Here is a 15,793-nt window from a genome sequence, read left to right as displayed (position 1 = left end):
TTTACACCAATTTCAAATCACTATGTCGCTAAACAGTATATTCCAGTATTTTGTACCCAAGGATAAAAAAATATTCTTCCCGCTGTTTGAACAAGCCGCGGCCAATGTTGTAGCTATGGCTACCATACTGGTTGAAGCAGTTAACTCAAACAACCCTGCAACCCGCGAGGATTTATATAAACAGATTGACAAGCTTGAAAACAAAGGCGACGAATATACTCACCAGATTTACCTGGAGCTTGGCAAAAACTTCATTACGCCTTTTGATCGTGAAGATATCCATGCCCTTGCAACAGCTATTGATGATGTGGCCGACTATATACAGGGTGCGGCCAACCGCATGAGCCTGTACAGGATAGATGATTTGAATGAGCATATCCGTAAGCTATCTGACCTGATACTGCAGGCCAGTGTTGATTTGGAAAAAGCTGTAAAAGAACTGAAAGACCTTAGGAATGTGCGTAATATCGCCGATTCATGCATCAGGATAAACAGTGTTGAAAACCAGGCCGATTATGTTTTTGACCGCGCTGTAGCCGACTTGTTCCTGTATGAAAAAGATGCTATCCGCCTTATCAAATACAAAGAAATATTAGCCGCCCTTGAAACCGCTACCGACATGTGCGAAGACGCAGCTAATGTTATGGAGTCAATCTTAGTTAAAAACGCTTAAGTAAATCTTATCCCCAGCTAAATGGTTACTTCCCTACTTGTAGTTATTGTTGTACTCGCCCTGTTGTTTGATTACACCAATGGCTTTCATGATGCCGCAAACTCTATAGCTACCATTGTATCTACCAAAGTATTAACACCGTTTCAGGCAGTGTTAATGGCCGCGGTATTCAACTTTGCAGCTTACTTTTTTATAAAAGATCATAAGGTTGCTAATACCGTATCTAAAATCGTACTGGCGCACTATGTTACCCTGCACGTGATCCTGGCTGGTTTGGTAGCCGCCATCACCTGGAACCTGTTTACATGGTGGTTCGGAATCCCTTCAAGCTCGTCGCATACCCTTATTGGGGGCTTTGCCGGTGCCGGTATGACTAACGCGCTTTACATGGGTGCCAACGCACTGCATGCCGTTGAAATGCAATACGTGCTTAAAATTATTGCCTATATCGTACTTGCCCCGTTTATTGGTTTAATTATAGCTTATGTGGTAACCATTTTAATATTACACCTGTGCAAAGCTGCAAGGCCTGCCACTGCCGAGCGCTGGTTTAAACGCATGCAGTTAGTATCGTCGGCAGCTCTGAGTTTTGCTCACGGTGGTAACGATGCACAAAAAGTTATGGGGATCCTGTACGTAAGCCTTATTGCTTCAAAAGTGATAAAGCCAGGCTCAGTAATGCCGGAGTGGATTCCTTTAGCTTGTTACTCAGCTATTGCTGCAGGCACCATGTCGGGTGGTTGGAAGATCGTTAAAACCATGGGCTCAAAAATAACCAAGGTTACCCCGCTTGAAGGTGTAAGTGCCGAAACTGCTGGTGCTATCACCCTGTTTATTACCGAACGTTTCGGGATCCCGGTTTCAACAACACATACTATTACCGGCTCAATTATAGGCGTAGGTTTAACTAAACGTGTATCGGCCGTGCGCTGGGGCGTAACCATTAACCTGGTTTGGGCCTGGATCATTACCATACCTATTTCGGCCCTGATTGCCGCCGGTGTATTTGCATTATTACATTTCTTTGCTTAAACAAACCGGTAGTAATTTTGTTAGTTTTACTACTATGAAAACAAGACTACTCATTATCCCCATCTTAATAGCTTTAATTACATTTACCAGCTGTGATACGCTAAACCAGGTAGCTAACGCAACTATTCAAAACCAGGGAACACCAACGTCGCTTGAAATAGGCAACGGTTTAAAACAGGCCCTTGAAATAGGCACAGGTAAAAGCTCGGATCAACTATCGGCAGTTAACGGATTTTTTGGCAATGCCGCTATCAAGATCCTTTTTCCGCCCGAAGCGCAAAAAGCTGAAAGAACCTTACGCGGACTTGGCCTGAACAGCCTTTGTGATAATGTGATCCTTTCGCTTAACCGCGCAGCCGAAGACGCTGCAAAACAGGCAAAACCTATTTTTGTTGATGCTATTAAGCAAATGACCCTGCAGGATGTTACCAATATTTTATTGGGCAGCCAGGATGCGGCAACACAATATTTTAAACGTACCACTACCGCGAAGCTAAGCCTGCAGTTCAAACCCGTTATTCAGGGAAGCTTAAATAAAGTGAACGCTACCAAATACTATACTGATGCCGCCCAGGCTTACAATAAGATTCCGTTTGTATCAAAGCTTAATCCTGATATCAGCGATTATGTGACCCAAAAGGCTATCGATGGCTTATTTGTGGAAATAGCCAAAGAAGAGCTTAATATTCGTCAAAATCTTGGGGCTCGTACAACGCCTTTATTGCAAAAAGTATTCGCTTTTGCTGATAGGAAAAAAACTACCGGACAATAAATAGAAAAAAGAAAGAGATACAAAAAAGGCTGCGTCGATGTTATTCAACGCAGCCTTTTTATTGGGCATATTATTTTTGCTTTTGGAATTTAACCTTTACAGTAACAACTTCGGGTTTGTTGTTAGTGCTACCAACCCATGAGGGGCCATTTTTGATAAGCTCGATAGCTTTTTGATCGGCCGCTTCATTCAGGCCTTTTTTAATGCTAAACTCATCTGTGATGCCGCTCGGGAATACCGTAAATGTTACGGTCACAGTGCCGGAAGTACCGTCGGGCAGCACAGCATTAGTTTGTAAATATTTTTTCAGGCTGCCCCAGCCCAGTTGCGGATGTGCCGCGGTGACACTTACCTCACCGCTGTCATCGTCTTTTTTAGTTACAACCACCTCGCTAAGGGCCCTGGAATCGGGCTTAAGCGCTACTTTAATACTATCGCCGCGTGTGGCGTTAACCTGCCTCGGCTCATACCCAATATAAACCACATCAAGCGTAGCCTTATCCCCCGGAGAGCTTAGCGCGAATTTTCCGTTAACGTCAGTTACCGTGCTCCGGTTGGTGCCTTTGATCCTGATTGCCGCACCAATTAAAGGCGAGCCGTCATCTCTCGAAATAATAGTACCGGCAATGTATAATGATTGTGCCGCCGCTTTACTGCTGCCAAAAATAGTTGCTGGTGAAGATGTAACACCGTCAACCTTTCCGGGTAATTTAAATTGCAGCGGAGCTTTTGCTTTCGCGACGGTCGTATTCGCTCTTAACGCTATCACATCCTGGCTTACTGTATCTTTTTTTGCAATCGGCGCTGTGTATCCTGCCACTATCCGCTCACTTAAATTGCCTTCTTCTTTCAAAACAACTTTATCTTTAGCGGCAGCGGGCGGAGTTGCCGGTTCTGCTAAAGGATTGCTGCCCACAGGAGGCGGAACATCATTCGAAGCTGTTTTATTGTCGCCAGCGGAGATTTCCTGCTGATAAAGCGCATTAGCCGATTGCTTTGCCCGTCTTGATTTTTTATTTACTGCAACTGATGGGGCCTGTATGGGCGTATTGGCACTCGCTTTTTTAACTGTATCGCCGGTCTTTACGGTATCGGCGGCAGCTGCCATGGGCGGAATGGAATTTTTGTTTCCTGTAATGTTATTACTTTGCAGCTCAGCTTTAGGAGATCTGTTAAGATAAAGGCCTCCCAAACTTAGTGCTATTAAAACCGAAGCCGCTATGGGCCAAACGGTCCACGGTATTACACGGCCTTTATTTTCTCCGGTGCGCTGCCGCAGTCTTGAGCTAAGGTCAGCAAGGTTTAATTGTTGACTTGTCCCCATGTTTTCATATCCTTCCAATGCATCCATCAAAAAAGGGTCGTTTAGTGCCTCCATCTCCAGTTTATGCATAGCACGGGCATCAAGCTCTCCGTTGAGATACTTCTGTATTTGCAATATATTTGCCTTTTTACTATGCACTGTTCCGTTCGAGGCAAATTTTCAAATTCCTCTTACCGTTCTGGATATAACTCTTTACCTCATTTAAAGTATATCCTGTTATCCCGGCAATTTCTTTATAACACTTCTCTTTTAAATAAAACAGGTGAATACTTTGTTTTTGCCCGCCGGTTAACCCTGCTATGCAGTGCTCCAAAGCTTTCAAAGCCTCTTCCCTGTTATTATCCTCAGGATGCAAAAAGGGGGTAAATTCCATAACTTCATCTAAATTAACCAACTCCATCTTTTTACCGCTTCTTAACTGCATCAAGCAATAATTGCGCCCAAGTACATACACCCAATTCCTGAACTGGTTAATCTCATGCTTTTTAACCTTATCAACCAGCTCCTCAAAAATGCCCATTATCGCGTCTTTGGCCAGTTCTTCATCTTTCAGATATTTATGGCAAACGCCATAAACAAGGGGCATATATCTTTCATATAAGCTGCCCAAAACTGTTAGGTTACCGCTTGCGCGATAATCACTAAGTAGTTCTTCGTCTGTTGATTTCCCTGGTTTTTGGGGTTTTATAAATAGGCTCATTAAACATACAAAATTAATTTATTAAAATGGTTTATGGAAATTAACTGCCTGCAGACCATTCTATTTAAAGAAAATAAGCTAATAACAAGGTGTTTTTACAGGTATTGGTTCATTCCTGTTATAAACCGTGGATACACTAAGTCAGGGCTGGAATAACAATAGCATAAAGCACAAACAAAAAAAGCGATGCCCGGGAGCATCGCTTTTCTATAAATATCGTAACAGTTTTACCTTGCGGGTTGTGGCTTTGGCAGCTCTTTGCGCGGGATCATTTCGGCACGTTGTGCCGTATGGTAAACAAATGAAGCAACAATAGTAGCGGCTTGTTTCAGGTCGTCTTCAATAAGGCGATCGTAAGTATCCTGATTACTATGATGGGTACGTGAACCGTAATCAATAGCATCCTGGATAAACTGGAAGCCCGGAATACCAACGGCATCAAATGAAAGGTGATCGGTACCGCCGGTATTACGAATGGTAAGCGTGGTGGCGCCAAGATCTTTAAAAGGTTCAAGCCAGGCTTTAAAGATAGGTGCCGCGGCCGAATCTCCCTGCAAATACACTCCACGGATCTTGCCGGTTCCATTATCAAGGTTGTAATAGGCCGAAAGCTTTGCTTGTTCGGGTTTAAGCTCCATCGTTTTAGGATCGCCAAAATGATTGGCCACATAACCGCGCGAACCAAATAAGCCCTGCTCTTCCGAACTCCATAAAGCTATGCGAATGGTGCGTTTGGGTTTAAAGTTAATCGCTTTTAAAATACGCATGGCCTCCAGCATTACCGCGCTGCCCGCTGCATTATCGGTAGCACCGGTAGCGGCATGCCATGAATCAAGGTGGCCGCCAAGCATTACTACCTGGTCTTTCAGCTTTTTATCCGTACCGGGAATTTCAGCGACTACGTCATAGCCCTGCAGGTCGTCTGTAATGAATTGGGTTTTAATATCAGCTTCCAGTTGTACCGGCTGACCGCCTTTTATAAGGCGCAAAATGCGCTGGTAATCTTCGCTGCTGGTTTCAAGCTCGGGTGCTACCGCTTTTGCGGTATCGGCGTAGGAAGCGCCGTTGGTGGTAAACACTGTACCATCAGTACCGCGGGCCTGGCTTAACACCAGGGCAGCTTTTTCATCAACCAAAAATTGGCTTAATGCCGTCCTGAAAGCACGTAGCTTACGGAAAGAGGCCATTTGAGCGGCGTTGGGGTCCACAGCGTTCCTGCGCGGGCCGGCAGGCGTAGCTTTCGCGTTGGCCATTTCGGTAAGTTCCTCATCGGTATAACGGGCGGCATCCACTTTCCAGGTACGTTCTGTTGGTGCTTTAGTATCAAATATCACGATCTTGCCGGCCAGCTTACCTTTATATTGCTCAAGCTCTGCTGCCGAATCGGCTTTGATTATCATCACTTCGCCTTTGATCAAACCATTTGTACCCGGTGTCCATGCTTTAGGTATGGCGATGATAGCGTGATAGTAAGGAACCGTGATAGCCGCATAGTTTTTTTGAACCTCCCAGCCTTTGCCAAATTTACCCCAGGCTTCCAACTTAGAGTTAGCCATGCCCCAGGTTTTAAGCTGATTAACAGCCCAGTTTTGGGCGCGCTTCAAGCCCGGAGAATTGGCAAGCCTTGGGCCCGAAACATCTGTAAGATAAAAAGCCGTTTCCATTACCTTTGAATGGTTAAGGCCTTCTTCCCTTATTTTTTGAACCATTGCCGCATCAACAGGTTCCTGTGCAAACGACGGTACTGCAATACCAGCCGTAATTAAACACGAAAAGAGTAGTTTTAATTTCATATATAATAAATTATAAGATCAGTTAAAACAAACCTATTTATTATAAATTAAAATTGGGAATATATTGTGTTAACAAAGTTGTTACACGAGAGTGGATTACACAAGGTTTCTGGCGGGATACAGTAACTTGTTAAAGTCACGCCATTGCTAAACTTCGACCAGTCCCGGAGTCCTCCTCTGGGAATACAGACTTACGAAGTTTCAAAAACTTCGTAAGTCTCCGCTTTGTGAGAAAGCCCCAACAAAAAAGGGCTTATCCGTTACAGATAAGCCCTTCAATATTATAAAGCTGATTTACTTAATTACAGCTTGCGTTTAACTTCCACATTTTCGTACGCTTCAACAATATCGCCTACTTCAATGTTGTTAAAGTTGTTGATGTTCAAACCGCACTCGTAGCCTGCGCTTACTTCTTTCACGTCATCTTTAAAGCGTTTCAGTGAAGCCAGTTCGCCGGTGTAGATCACCACGCCATCGCGGATGATGCGGATCTTGCTATTACGGTTAATTTTACCATCCAGTACCATACAGCCTGCAATAGTACCCACTTTGCTGATCTTGAAGGTTTCGCGGATTTCAACGTTAGCCACGATTTTTTCTTCAAAGGTTGGTGCAAGCATGCCTTCCATCGCCGCTTTAATCTCATTGATCGCGTCGTAGATGATAGAGTACAACCTGATATCGATCTGTTCAGCTTCGGCCAGTTTACGGGCGCCACCTGATGGGCGTACCTGGAAACCGATGATGATCGCGTCAGATGCCGATGCCAGCAATACGTCTGATTCGGAGATCTGACCTACCGCTTTCGAGATGATGTTCACCTGGATTTGCTCGGTTGACAGCTTCAGCAATGAATCTGACAGGGCCTCGATAGAACCATCCACGTCACCTTTAACAATGATGTTAAGTTCCTTAAAGTTACCAACTGCCAAACGACGGCCGATTTCATCAAGGGTGATGTGTTTCTGAGTACGTAAACCCTGCTCGCGTTGTAACTGTAAGCGTTTGTTAGCAATTTCACGTGCTTCAACTTCGCTTTCAAGCGCGTTGAACTTATCGCCCGCGGTTGGCGCGCCCTGCATACCTAATACCTGTACAGGTGTTGATGGTCCCGCTGAATCTACACGCTGGCCACGCTCGTTGGTTAACGCTTTAACACGACCGCTGTAGCAGCCTGCCAGTATCGGGTCACCTACTTTTAAGCGGCCTGCCTGTACCAGGATGGTGGTAACAATACCACGGCCTTTATCTAAAGCTGCTTCAATAACAGTACCTACGGCACGTTTGTTAGGGTTAGCTTTCAGTTCAAGCAATTCGGCTTCAAGCAATACTTTTTCCAATAGCAAGTCAACATTTAAGCCGGTTTTGGCCGAAATTTCCTGCGACTGGTATTTACCGCCCCACTCTTCAACCAAAATATTCATGGCCGATAACTGTTCCCTTACCTTATCAGCATTGGCACCTGGCTTGTCAATTTTGTTAAAGGCGAAGATGATTGGTGCACCTGCAGCCTGCGCGTGGTTTATGGCCTCGCGGGTTTGCGGCATCACGCTGTCATCGGCAGCTATCACTATAATTACAATATCTGTAACCTGCGCACCCCTTGCACGCATCGCGGTAAACGCTTCGTGACCCGGCGTATCCAGGAAGGTGATCTTTCCTTTGTTATCAGGCAACGTTACTTCGTAAGCACCAATGTGCTGGGTTATGCCACCCGCTTCGCCGCCTATTACGTTGGTTTTACGTATAAAGTCGAGCAATGAGGTTTTACCGTGGTCAACGTGGCCCATGATGGTTACGATTGGTGCACGAGTCACCAGGTCGGCCGGATCATCAGGCTGGTCAAGGTTGGCTTCCTCATCCTGCGGCTTCACAAATTCAACCTGGTAGCCAAACTCATCGGCCACAATTGAAAGTGTTTCGGCATCAAGCCTTTGGTTAATGGAAACAAACATACCCAGGCTCATACAGGTAGATATAATCTGCGTTACAGATACATCCATCATGCTTGCCAGCTCATTTGCCGTTACGAACTCCGTAACCTTCAATACTTTTGATTGCAGTTCCTGTTCCATTGCCAGTTCTTCGGCACTTGCAGCAACGTCATCACGTTTTTGACGACGGAATTTAGCACGCTGTGCAAACTTGCCCGACTTACCTGCTCCACTTAAGCGTGCAAGTGTAGCCTTGATCTGGTCTTGTATGTCTTTTTCTGAAGGTTCTTCCTTCGGTCCTATATGTTGAGGCGGATTATTGCGGTTGTTCCTGAAATCCGGGCGGTTACCACCGCCATGACCTCCCTGGCCCTGACCTGGCCCGCTGTTTCCGGGTGCTCCATGTGTACGGTTCCTGAAATCCGGGCGGTTAGGATTAATGGTACCACCACCGCTGGGCTGTTGACCTTGTTGCGGGTGATTGCCACCACCGCCCTGCTGGCCATGCGGATGGTTACCGCCGCCTTGCTGCGGGTTGCCCTGGTTATCTTTACGCTTACGTTTGCGTTTGTGATCGGCCGAGTTATTATTTGAATTTGATGATGAAGCTACCGGGTTGCGCTTTGGCGCATTAACCGGCAACTGGATCTTACCAATAATGTTTGGCCCTGTTAAACGCTCAGCTTTAGCACGGATCACGTCTGGCTCCTGGCTGTCATCAGCTACTGGTGCAGCCGGAGTTTCGGGAGCAGCCGGAGGTGTTGCAACCGGTGCTTTTTCAGCAACAGGCGCTTTAGGCTCTTCAGCTTTAGGTGCTTCGGCAACCGGAGCTGCCGGTTTTGGCGTTTCAACCTTTGGTGGTTCGGGCACAACCGGGGCTACCGGCTGTGGCGCTTCAACTTTTGGCTCGGCAGGTGCCGGAGCCGGTGTTGGCGCAGGTGCCTGTGCAACTGGCTCGGGTTGTTTAACAACTACTTCCGCTGGTTTTTCCGCAGGCTTCTCCGCCTGTGGCTTAGCATTCAGGTTGTTAAGGTCAATTTTTCCAACCACCTTAACACCAGGTAATACGTCATTGCGCTCATCAGAACGTGCAGGGGCTTGTGCTGCCGGAGCAGGCTCGGCCGGTTTTGGTTTTTCAACCTGCGGCTGTGCAAAGTGCCCTGTATTCTTGATCAGTATCTCTTCGTTCTCAAAATCGCGCGAACGGCGGTTCTCAACCGGCTTTTCAGGAAACTGTGCAGCAGGCTCTTCTTTCCTTATCTTTCCGATACTGATCTGCTTAGCTTCCTCCTTAATACTTTTGTCAACAGCAAATTCCTTTAACAGGGCATTGTACATGTCATTATCCAGCTTGGCCATAGGATGCTTGTCAACCTTGTATCCTTTGGTAGCTAAATAATCGACAAGGGTACCCATGCCAATGTTCAGTTCTTTTACTGCTTTAATTAATTTTATGGATTTGTCTTCTGACATTTAATATTACTTTCTCTGCTTATTTAGTGCAAAAATACGATTTTAATTTGCTTATTCCGCTTATTCAAACTCCGCATTCAATATTGATAGCACTTCTTTTACTGTTTCTTCCTCTAAATCGGTACGTTTTACCAATTCACCAACGGTTAAGGCCAGTACTGATTTTGCTGTATCTAAACCAATACGTTTAAATTCATCAATGATCCAGCCTTCAATCTCGTCAGAAAATTCTTCAATGTCCACATCCTCGTCATGCTCATCAGCCTCACGGTAAACATCAATTTCGTAGCCTGTCAATTTTCCTGCCAGCTTAATGTTGTGCCCGCCACGACCGATAGCTAATGATACCTGGTCGGGTTTTAAATACACAGCAGCTGTTTTTTTCTCATCATCTAATTTAATAGAAGTGATTTTGGCAGGCGACAATGCACGCTGAATATATAGCTGAACGTTGTTGGTAAAGTTAATAACGTCGATATTTTCATTTTTTAATTCCCGTACTATACCGTGGATCCGTGAACCTTTCATACCTACGCAGGCACCAACTGGATCGATACGGTCGTCATATGATTCAACGGCAACTTTAGCACGCTCGCCCGGTTCGCGTACAATTTTCTTGATGGTAATTAAGCCATCAAAAATCTCAGGAACTTCAAGCTCAAACAAACGCTGTAAAAATTCAGGCGCTGTGCGTGAAATGATGATTTTAGGATTGCTGTTCAGCATATCTACCTTTGATACAACAGCTTTAACGCTATCGCCTTTCTTAAAGTAATCGGCCGGGATCTGCTCTGTTTTTGGCAGTAACAGCTCGTTGCCTTCATCATCAAGAACTAAAGTTTCTTTTTTCCAAACCTGGTAAACCTCACCTGTAACAATTTCACCTACGCGGTCTTTATATTTTTTGAAGATCTCGTCTTTCTCTAATTCCAGAATTTTTGATACCAGCGTTTGGCGGGCGGCTAAAATAGCACGGCGGCCAAAGCTTTCTAAAGTGATCTGTTCAATATAATCATCACCAACTTCAAGGTCGGCGTCATACAGGTGTGCTTCGGCAAGTTCTATCTCCAGGTCATCATCTTCGCTAAAGCCATCTTCCATAACTTTACGTGTGCGCCAGATCTCTAAGTCACCGTTGTCGGTGTTCACAATTACGTCGCAATTTTCGTCCGTACCGTACTTTTTCCTGATCATGCTCCTGAAAACGTCTTCCAGAACGCTCATCATGGTAGGGCGGTCAATGTTCTTGAAATCTTTAAATTCCTGAAAAGAATCAATTAAATTAATATTGCTCATTTTTTACTTAAATGATATTAAAACCTTTGTTTCTGTTATTTGGTCCATTGGGATAACGCTTTCTATAACCTGCGCTTTTTTCCCTTTTTCTTTTACTTTTTGTTCAATAGTGATGGCATCCTCTGTAAGGCCGGTTAATGTGCCTTCGCGTTTAGCGCCATCTTTCATTTTAATGCCCAGGTTACGGCCAACATTCTTGGCGTATTGCCTTGGCGACGACAGCGGATAATCAATGCCCGGCGATGAAACCTCCAGGTTATAAGCGGTTTCAATCACGTTTTCCTCTTCCAGATGGAAACCTACGTGCCTGCTTACCTGTGCACATTCATCAATACCGATACCGTTATCGCCATCAAGCAGAATGATCAGCTTCCCGTTCGAGTGCATTTTAATATCCACTATAAACAGGTTTGGTTTATCTGCTATCTTCTCTTCTACCAGTTCTTTTACCCTTTTTTCAATATTCATTACCCACCGGTGTTTTTGACAGAATAATTTTGATTGATAAAATAAAAGAGGGGACTAATTGCCCCCTCTTTTATTAACGGTTGCAAATATAATCAAAAATATTAAATTTTCAAGCATATAGGTAGTTTATTGCTTAAAAATCAAATCTGTATAGTGCAAGGTTCCGGGTTTGCTGCGGCTTTTTATCAAATCGGTCAGCGTACCACCGGCACTGAAATCATAGTAACGAAAAAAATACGTTTGCTGTGTACTAAAGGCTGTATCCGGCGTAAAAATAACAACATTATCTTTAACGGTGTAACTACCCGGCTGTGCGGGCTGCAGGTTTCGCATGCTGGTATCGGCAGGCATGCGGTAAACAGCCATCAGCGTTTCCCAGGCTGTCGCCGATGAGTCACGGCTGATCTCGTTAATGATGGCCGGATCGAAGCCTGTTATCTGCAATGCGTTTCCGTTATTAACTGTCTTAATGGTTACCAGTGTTTTGGTTGATGTTTCTGTACAACTGAATAAAAACATTAACGGAAGTAATAAAGGAAAAAGTTTTTTCATTTCACAATAATAGGTTTATTGTAATAAAAAGCGGATATTTCTGTTTACAACACAAAACCTGACACAATTGAAACCGAGATTTTTATTCCTGCTCTTCTCAATGTTTTTTTGCTGTATTAAAACATACGCGGATGCACCTCGGGTAGACCTTAACCGTGTTAAAGAAAAAGCCAAACAAAGCCTGGCGTTTTGCCGGCAGCGTGGTTACAACACCCGCTATTGTATTTTAATTGATATGGCCCTGCCGTCGGGTGTTAAACGTTTTATGGTATGGGATTTCAGGAAAAACGATGTGCTGGTTTCCGGACTGGTGAGCCATGGCTGCGGCCGTAACCCCTGGAGTGGTGAATGGTCGAAAGACAAACCGGCGTTCAGTAACCTGGATGGCAGCCATTGTACTGCTCCCGGTAAGTATCAAATAGATGGGCGGGCCTACAGCGCCTGGGGAATCCACCTAAAGTATTACCTCACCGGATTGGAAGCAACCAATAATAACGCTTTAGCAAGGCAGATCGTTTTTCATTCGTGGGAACAGGTAGCCGAAACGGAAGTTTACCCTAAAGGGACACCAGAAGGCTGGGGCTGTCCGGCTATATCAAATAATACCATGAAAATTGTGGATGCTTTGTTGAAGAAACAAAAGACGCATGTGTTGATGTGGATATATCAATAATAGTTCGCGACTGCGGGACACGGCCGCGAGGTTAAATTACACTCCTCCTTTCACTGTCAATATAATTAAACTGGCTTTCTTCTAACTTTTCTTCTAAAGCGTCCAGCCCATTTTGCATTTTATAGTTCCGTTCTTGTAATGTTATAGGGATAAGCCAATAAAAAAATATTGTTTTATGGTTATTGCCAGGATCAAACAATTCAAGATCAGGTCCATCTAAATAAGGTAAAGAAATTAAACCATAGCTGCACTCTGAATTTTCCTGCCATGGCCGGCCAAAATTAACCGTATGCCCTAAATTGAGATTTTGATTTAAATTATGGAAGTAAACTACACTTGTTAATAATTCTAAAATAGAACTATTTTGAATGGCGGAAAATAAATGTAGTTCGACAGGTTTTTCATGTGAAAATGTAGACATGCCGCATGTTGCGTAGGTCCACATTTTTCTGTTGTCAGTTGGTTTAAATTCTAAAATTGTAAGCGTATTATCAAGTTCATTGATAGGCCCCGTAGTCCATATCTTCTCTTCATAATTGCTTCCCCAATTTGATATGTAGTGCTCTTTGATCAGTTTGTTGTAAATGCTCATCATTGTAAAATGCATTTTTATTAACTTGTCTATCTGGCTAAGCACATGGGATCCCGAAATAAATTCGGGACGACGGGTGGAGGTAATTACTCTACTTCTTCAACGTCCGCTCAAATAATTTATAGATCCGTTTATACTCATCGGCCCAGCTGCTGGGTTGTTCAAAGCCGTGGTCTTCCACAGGGTACGAGGCCAGCTCCCAGTTTTCTTTGTGCAACTCTATCAGTTTTTGAGTCAGGCGGATAATATCCTGGTAGTTTACATTCTGGTCTATCATGCCATGCAGCATCAGCAGGTTGCCTTTTAAGCCGCTGGCAAAATAAATAGGCGAACTTTTGCGATAGGCCTGTTCATCGGTAAAAGGCTCGTTAAGTATATTTGAGGTATATTCATGGTTATAATGCGCCCAGTCGGTAACGGAGCGTATGGCGCCGCCTGCCGCGAAAACATCCGGTTCAGTAAACATACCCATAAGTGTGATGAAACCACCGTATGAACCGCCGTACAAACCGACATGCTTCGGGTTAACACCATGTTTTTCAACCAGCAATTTTACGCCGTCAACCTGGTCGGTGAGGTCTTTGCCTCCCATGTGGCGATAGATCCCTGTTCGGAAATCCCGGCCATAGCCCGCGCTTGCTGTGTAGTCAATGTCCAGCACAGTGTAGCCATTATCGGCAAGCATGTTATTGAACATGTACTCGCGGAAATAGTAACTCCACGAATAGGTAACGTTTTGCAGGTAGCCCGCACCGTGGACAAAAACCACAGCTGGTTTCGCGGGATCTTGCTTTTTAGGCTGATACAGGCGAGCATAAACATCGGTACCGTAGCGGTTTTTAAAGGAAATAATCTCGGGGTCGCGCCATGGGTATGACAAGTATTCGGCCGAAACGGAATTGGTTATTTTTACCGCCTTTGCACCGGGTTTATTGGCCTGGATATATAGCTCCCATGGCCTGTTTGAATAAGAATAGCGGATAGCCAGCCACTTTTCATCGGGCGAAAGTGTTACCTCGTTACCGCCTTTCATACCGGTAATTTTAACGGGGGTACCGCCGCTAACCGGGATATTGTAAAAATGGGTAATGCCCGGGTGATCGATATTGGCGGTAAAATAAAACGTCTTTTTATCCTGGCTTAACTGTAAAGTTTGTACTTCCCATTTGCCGTTGGTGAGCTGCTTTTTAGCGCCGCTGGTTACATCAACCACATAAATATGCGAGTAACCGCTGGCCTCGCTCTGGTAATAAAAATGGTTATCATCAATAAAACCTGTATTCCCGGGATCATCAATGCCGGGGCCGCCAATCCAGGCCTCATCCCGCTGACGGTCAAGCAGGCTTAGTTTGCCGCTTACCGGGTCTAAGCGCATGATCCAGCAGTCTTTATTATCCTGTGCTGAGATAATGACCACGGCATTGCTGCCGCTTTGATTCCATAAAACGCCATCGATATTTACCTGCCTGTCGGCGTTTTCCTTTTGACGGGCTTTTAATTCATCGGGATAATCTTTTAAATAGTCGGGCAGGTCTTTAATGCCGGGGATCTCTGATGTAATAACCGGGTAAACTGCTTCACGGCGCTTGTCGTAAATAAACGTCTCTGAGGTTGACGATGGCCGGCCCACTTTTGAACGGTTCGGAATATCCTCGGTAAAACCCGATGCGGTAACATAATTAGGTACTATGGCATTCTGAACGCCATCGGCGCGTTTGGTAAGGCGATAGGTGATAAACCTGCCATCCGGACTGATCTGTACAGCGCTCAGTCTTTTATCGCCATAGGCAATCTCTTTCAGCTTGTCGGGCTTAAGCAATGCTGTTTCTGTTGAATCTTTTTTATCCTCCTTTGCTTCCTTTTTGATGATCTCAAACAACTCAAGCTGTTGTTTTTTGAGCCATTGTTCCTGCTCGCCGGGTTTATCCTTACTTTTTTTATCGCTTGCTGTCCGTACAAAATTGGTGAGCTGTACCAGGGTGCCGCCATTCAGGTTCAGGGCAAAGAGATTATTATCTTCTTTGTAAATGATCTTTGTTTCATCACCGCTGAAAACAGGGCTGTCTTCCTGCGCTACGGTATTTGTTAGCCGGGTGGTTTTGTTGGCTTTTACATCGTATAAAAATAAATCGCCGTTTTTACTGAATACCTTTTGGCTATGCTTTTTGTTCCATTCGCCGTAACCGGCTGCCAGATCGCGCTGCTCGGCAATGCTAACTTTTTGTACCTTGTTGTCGCCGGGGCTAACTGAATATAACCGAGTATCGCCCGAAGCATCATCATCCCATTTAAAATAGATCTTTTTACTATCGTTAGCCCAACGGATATTGGACGGCGAAACCCCGATCCATTTAGGGTCGCGCATAATTTTTTCGATGCTAAGGGAATCCAGCTTTTGGGCAAAGGCGCCCGTTACCGGGATCAGGAACAATAAGCCTAACAGTTTTTTCATATCTCAATAAAGCATGCAATTTAACAGTTTGGCTAATGATTGTTATTTTTAAGCATTTT

13 protein-coding genes are annotated in these 15,793 nt (G+C 44.7%); 4 read left to right on the top strand and 9 right to left on the bottom strand.

The features are described from left to right. The first annotated feature begins 22 nt into the window (after window positions 1-22). Genes ACEN82_RS24590 through ACEN82_RS24580 form a run of 3 tightly spaced genes read left to right on the top strand, consistent with a single transcriptional unit; the run spans window position 23 to window position 2,477 of the window. A complete protein-coding gene (locus ACEN82_RS24590; RefSeq protein ID WP_090532530.1) occupies window positions 23-673 on the top strand; it encodes a DUF47 domain-containing protein in 651 nt (216 codons plus the stop codon). A gap of 21 nt (window positions 674-694) precedes the next feature. Continuing rightward, window positions 695-1,705: an inorganic phosphate transporter gene (locus tag ACEN82_RS24585; protein WP_413321114.1), complete on the top strand. Its 1,011-nt coding sequence runs from the start codon at window positions 695-697 to the stop codon at window positions 1,703-1,705. A 34-nt stretch (window positions 1,706-1,739) separates the two neighbouring features. Further along, entirely contained in the window at window positions 1,740-2,477 is a 738-nt protein-coding gene (locus ACEN82_RS24580) for a DUF4197 domain-containing protein (RefSeq protein WP_413321115.1), read from the top strand. Window positions 2,478-2,547: 70 nt separating this feature from the next. Here the strand turns inward: ACEN82_RS24580 and ACEN82_RS24575 are convergent, their stop codons facing one another. The 7 genes from ACEN82_RS24575 to ACEN82_RS24545 all read right to left on the bottom strand — a co-directional run bounded on the left by ACEN82_RS24575 (window position 2,548) and on the right by ACEN82_RS24545 (window position 12,017). Further along, on the bottom strand, window positions 2,548-3,915 hold the full coding sequence (locus tag ACEN82_RS24575) for a carboxypeptidase-like regulatory domain-containing protein (RefSeq protein WP_413321116.1): 1,368 nt from the start codon (window positions 3,913-3,915) through the stop codon (window positions 2,548-2,550). A gap of 16 nt (window positions 3,916-3,931) precedes the next feature. Continuing rightward, window positions 3,932-4,501, bottom strand: coding sequence for an RNA polymerase sigma factor (locus tag ACEN82_RS24570; RefSeq protein WP_413321117.1), 570 nt, complete (start codon window positions 4,499-4,501; stop codon window positions 3,932-3,934). 227 nt (window positions 4,502-4,728) lie between these two features. After that, entirely contained in the window at window positions 4,729-6,294 is a 1,566-nt protein-coding gene (locus ACEN82_RS24565; RefSeq protein WP_413321118.1) for a M28 family metallopeptidase, read from the bottom strand. 302 nt (window positions 6,295-6,596) lie between these two features. Then, window positions 6,597-9,701, bottom strand: a complete 3,105-nt coding sequence (gene infB, locus ACEN82_RS24560; RefSeq protein ID WP_413321119.1) for a translation initiation factor IF-2 — start codon at window positions 9,699-9,701, stop codon at window positions 6,597-6,599. A 60-nt stretch (window positions 9,702-9,761) separates the two neighbouring features. After that, a complete protein-coding gene (gene nusA, locus ACEN82_RS24555) occupies window positions 9,762-10,997 on the bottom strand; it encodes a transcription termination factor NusA (RefSeq protein ID WP_090532515.1) in 1,236 nt (411 codons plus the stop codon). A gap of 3 nt (window positions 10,998-11,000) precedes the next feature. Continuing rightward, window positions 11,001-11,465 carry a ribosome assembly cofactor RimP gene (gene rimP / locus ACEN82_RS24550; RefSeq protein WP_413321120.1) on the bottom strand — a complete coding sequence of 155 codons (465 nt, stop codon included), beginning with the start codon at window positions 11,463-11,465 and terminating at the stop codon, window positions 11,001-11,003. Between the two features lie 126 nt (window positions 11,466-11,591). Beyond that, window positions 11,592-12,017 carry a hypothetical protein gene (locus ACEN82_RS24545; RefSeq protein WP_413321121.1) on the bottom strand — a complete coding sequence of 142 codons (426 nt, stop codon included), beginning with the start codon at window positions 12,015-12,017 and terminating at the stop codon, window positions 11,592-11,594. Window positions 12,018-12,084: 67 nt separating this feature from the next. On the opposite strand from ACEN82_RS24545, the gene ACEN82_RS24540 reads away from it, so the two are divergent. Beyond that, window positions 12,085-12,690: a murein L,D-transpeptidase catalytic domain-containing protein gene (locus tag ACEN82_RS24540; protein WP_413321122.1), complete on the top strand. Its 606-nt coding sequence runs from the start codon at window positions 12,085-12,087 to the stop codon at window positions 12,688-12,690. 31 nt (window positions 12,691-12,721) lie between these two features. Here ACEN82_RS24540 and ACEN82_RS24535 read toward each other — a convergent pair whose 3' ends face one another. Continuing rightward, complete coding sequence (locus tag ACEN82_RS24535; protein ID WP_413321123.1) at window positions 12,722-13,285, bottom strand: suppressor of fused domain protein; 564 nt, start codon at window positions 13,283-13,285, stop codon at window positions 12,722-12,724. Window positions 13,286-13,373: 88 nt separating this feature from the next. Then, window positions 13,374-15,734 (bottom strand): prolyl oligopeptidase family serine peptidase, encoded by a 2,361-nt coding sequence (locus ACEN82_RS24530; protein WP_413321124.1) that lies wholly within the window; start codon window positions 15,732-15,734, stop codon window positions 13,374-13,376. Between the last annotated feature and the right edge of the window lie 59 nt (window positions 15,735-15,793).

It is taken from the genome of Mucilaginibacter sp. Mucisp73, assembly GCF_059491465.1.
Note: the sequence above shows the minus strand (reverse complement) of the source record. Positions and strands in the feature narration are given on the sequence as shown.

Excerpts from the sequence above, each read along its gene's own strand:
- ACEN82_RS24590 (WP_090532530.1), top strand. The coding sequence starts at position 23 with ATGTCGCTAAACAGTATATTCCAGTATTTTGTACCCAAGGATAAAAAA.
- ACEN82_RS24585 (WP_413321114.1), top strand. The coding sequence starts at position 695 with ATGGTTACTTCCCTACTTGTAGTTATTGTTGTACTCGCCCTGTTGTTT.
- ACEN82_RS24580 (WP_413321115.1), top strand. The coding sequence starts at position 1,740 with ATGAAAACAAGACTACTCATTATCCCCATCTTAATAGCTTTAATTACA.
- ACEN82_RS24570 (WP_413321117.1), bottom strand. The coding sequence starts at position 4,501 with ATGAGCCTATTTATAAAACCCCAAAAACCAGGGAAATCAACAGACGAA.
- ACEN82_RS24565 (WP_413321118.1), bottom strand. The coding sequence starts at position 6,294 with ATGAAATTAAAACTACTCTTTTCGTGTTTAATTACGGCTGGTATTGCA.
- infB (WP_413321119.1), bottom strand. The coding sequence starts at position 9,701 with ATGTCAGAAGACAAATCCATAAAATTAATTAAAGCAGTAAAAGAACTG.
- nusA (WP_090532515.1), bottom strand. The coding sequence starts at position 10,997 with ATGAGCAATATTAATTTAATTGATTCTTTTCAGGAATTTAAAGATTTC.
- rimP (WP_413321120.1), bottom strand. The coding sequence starts at position 11,465 with ATGAATATTGAAAAAAGGGTAAAAGAACTGGTAGAAGAGAAGATAGCA.
- ACEN82_RS24545 (WP_413321121.1), bottom strand. The coding sequence starts at position 12,017 with ATGAAAAAACTTTTTCCTTTATTACTTCCGTTAATGTTTTTATTCAGT.
- ACEN82_RS24535 (WP_413321123.1), bottom strand. The coding sequence starts at position 13,285 with ATGATGAGCATTTACAACAAACTGATCAAAGAGCACTACATATCAAAT.
- ACEN82_RS24530 (WP_413321124.1), bottom strand. The coding sequence starts at position 15,734 with ATGAAAAAACTGTTAGGCTTATTGTTCCTGATCCCGGTAACGGGCGCC.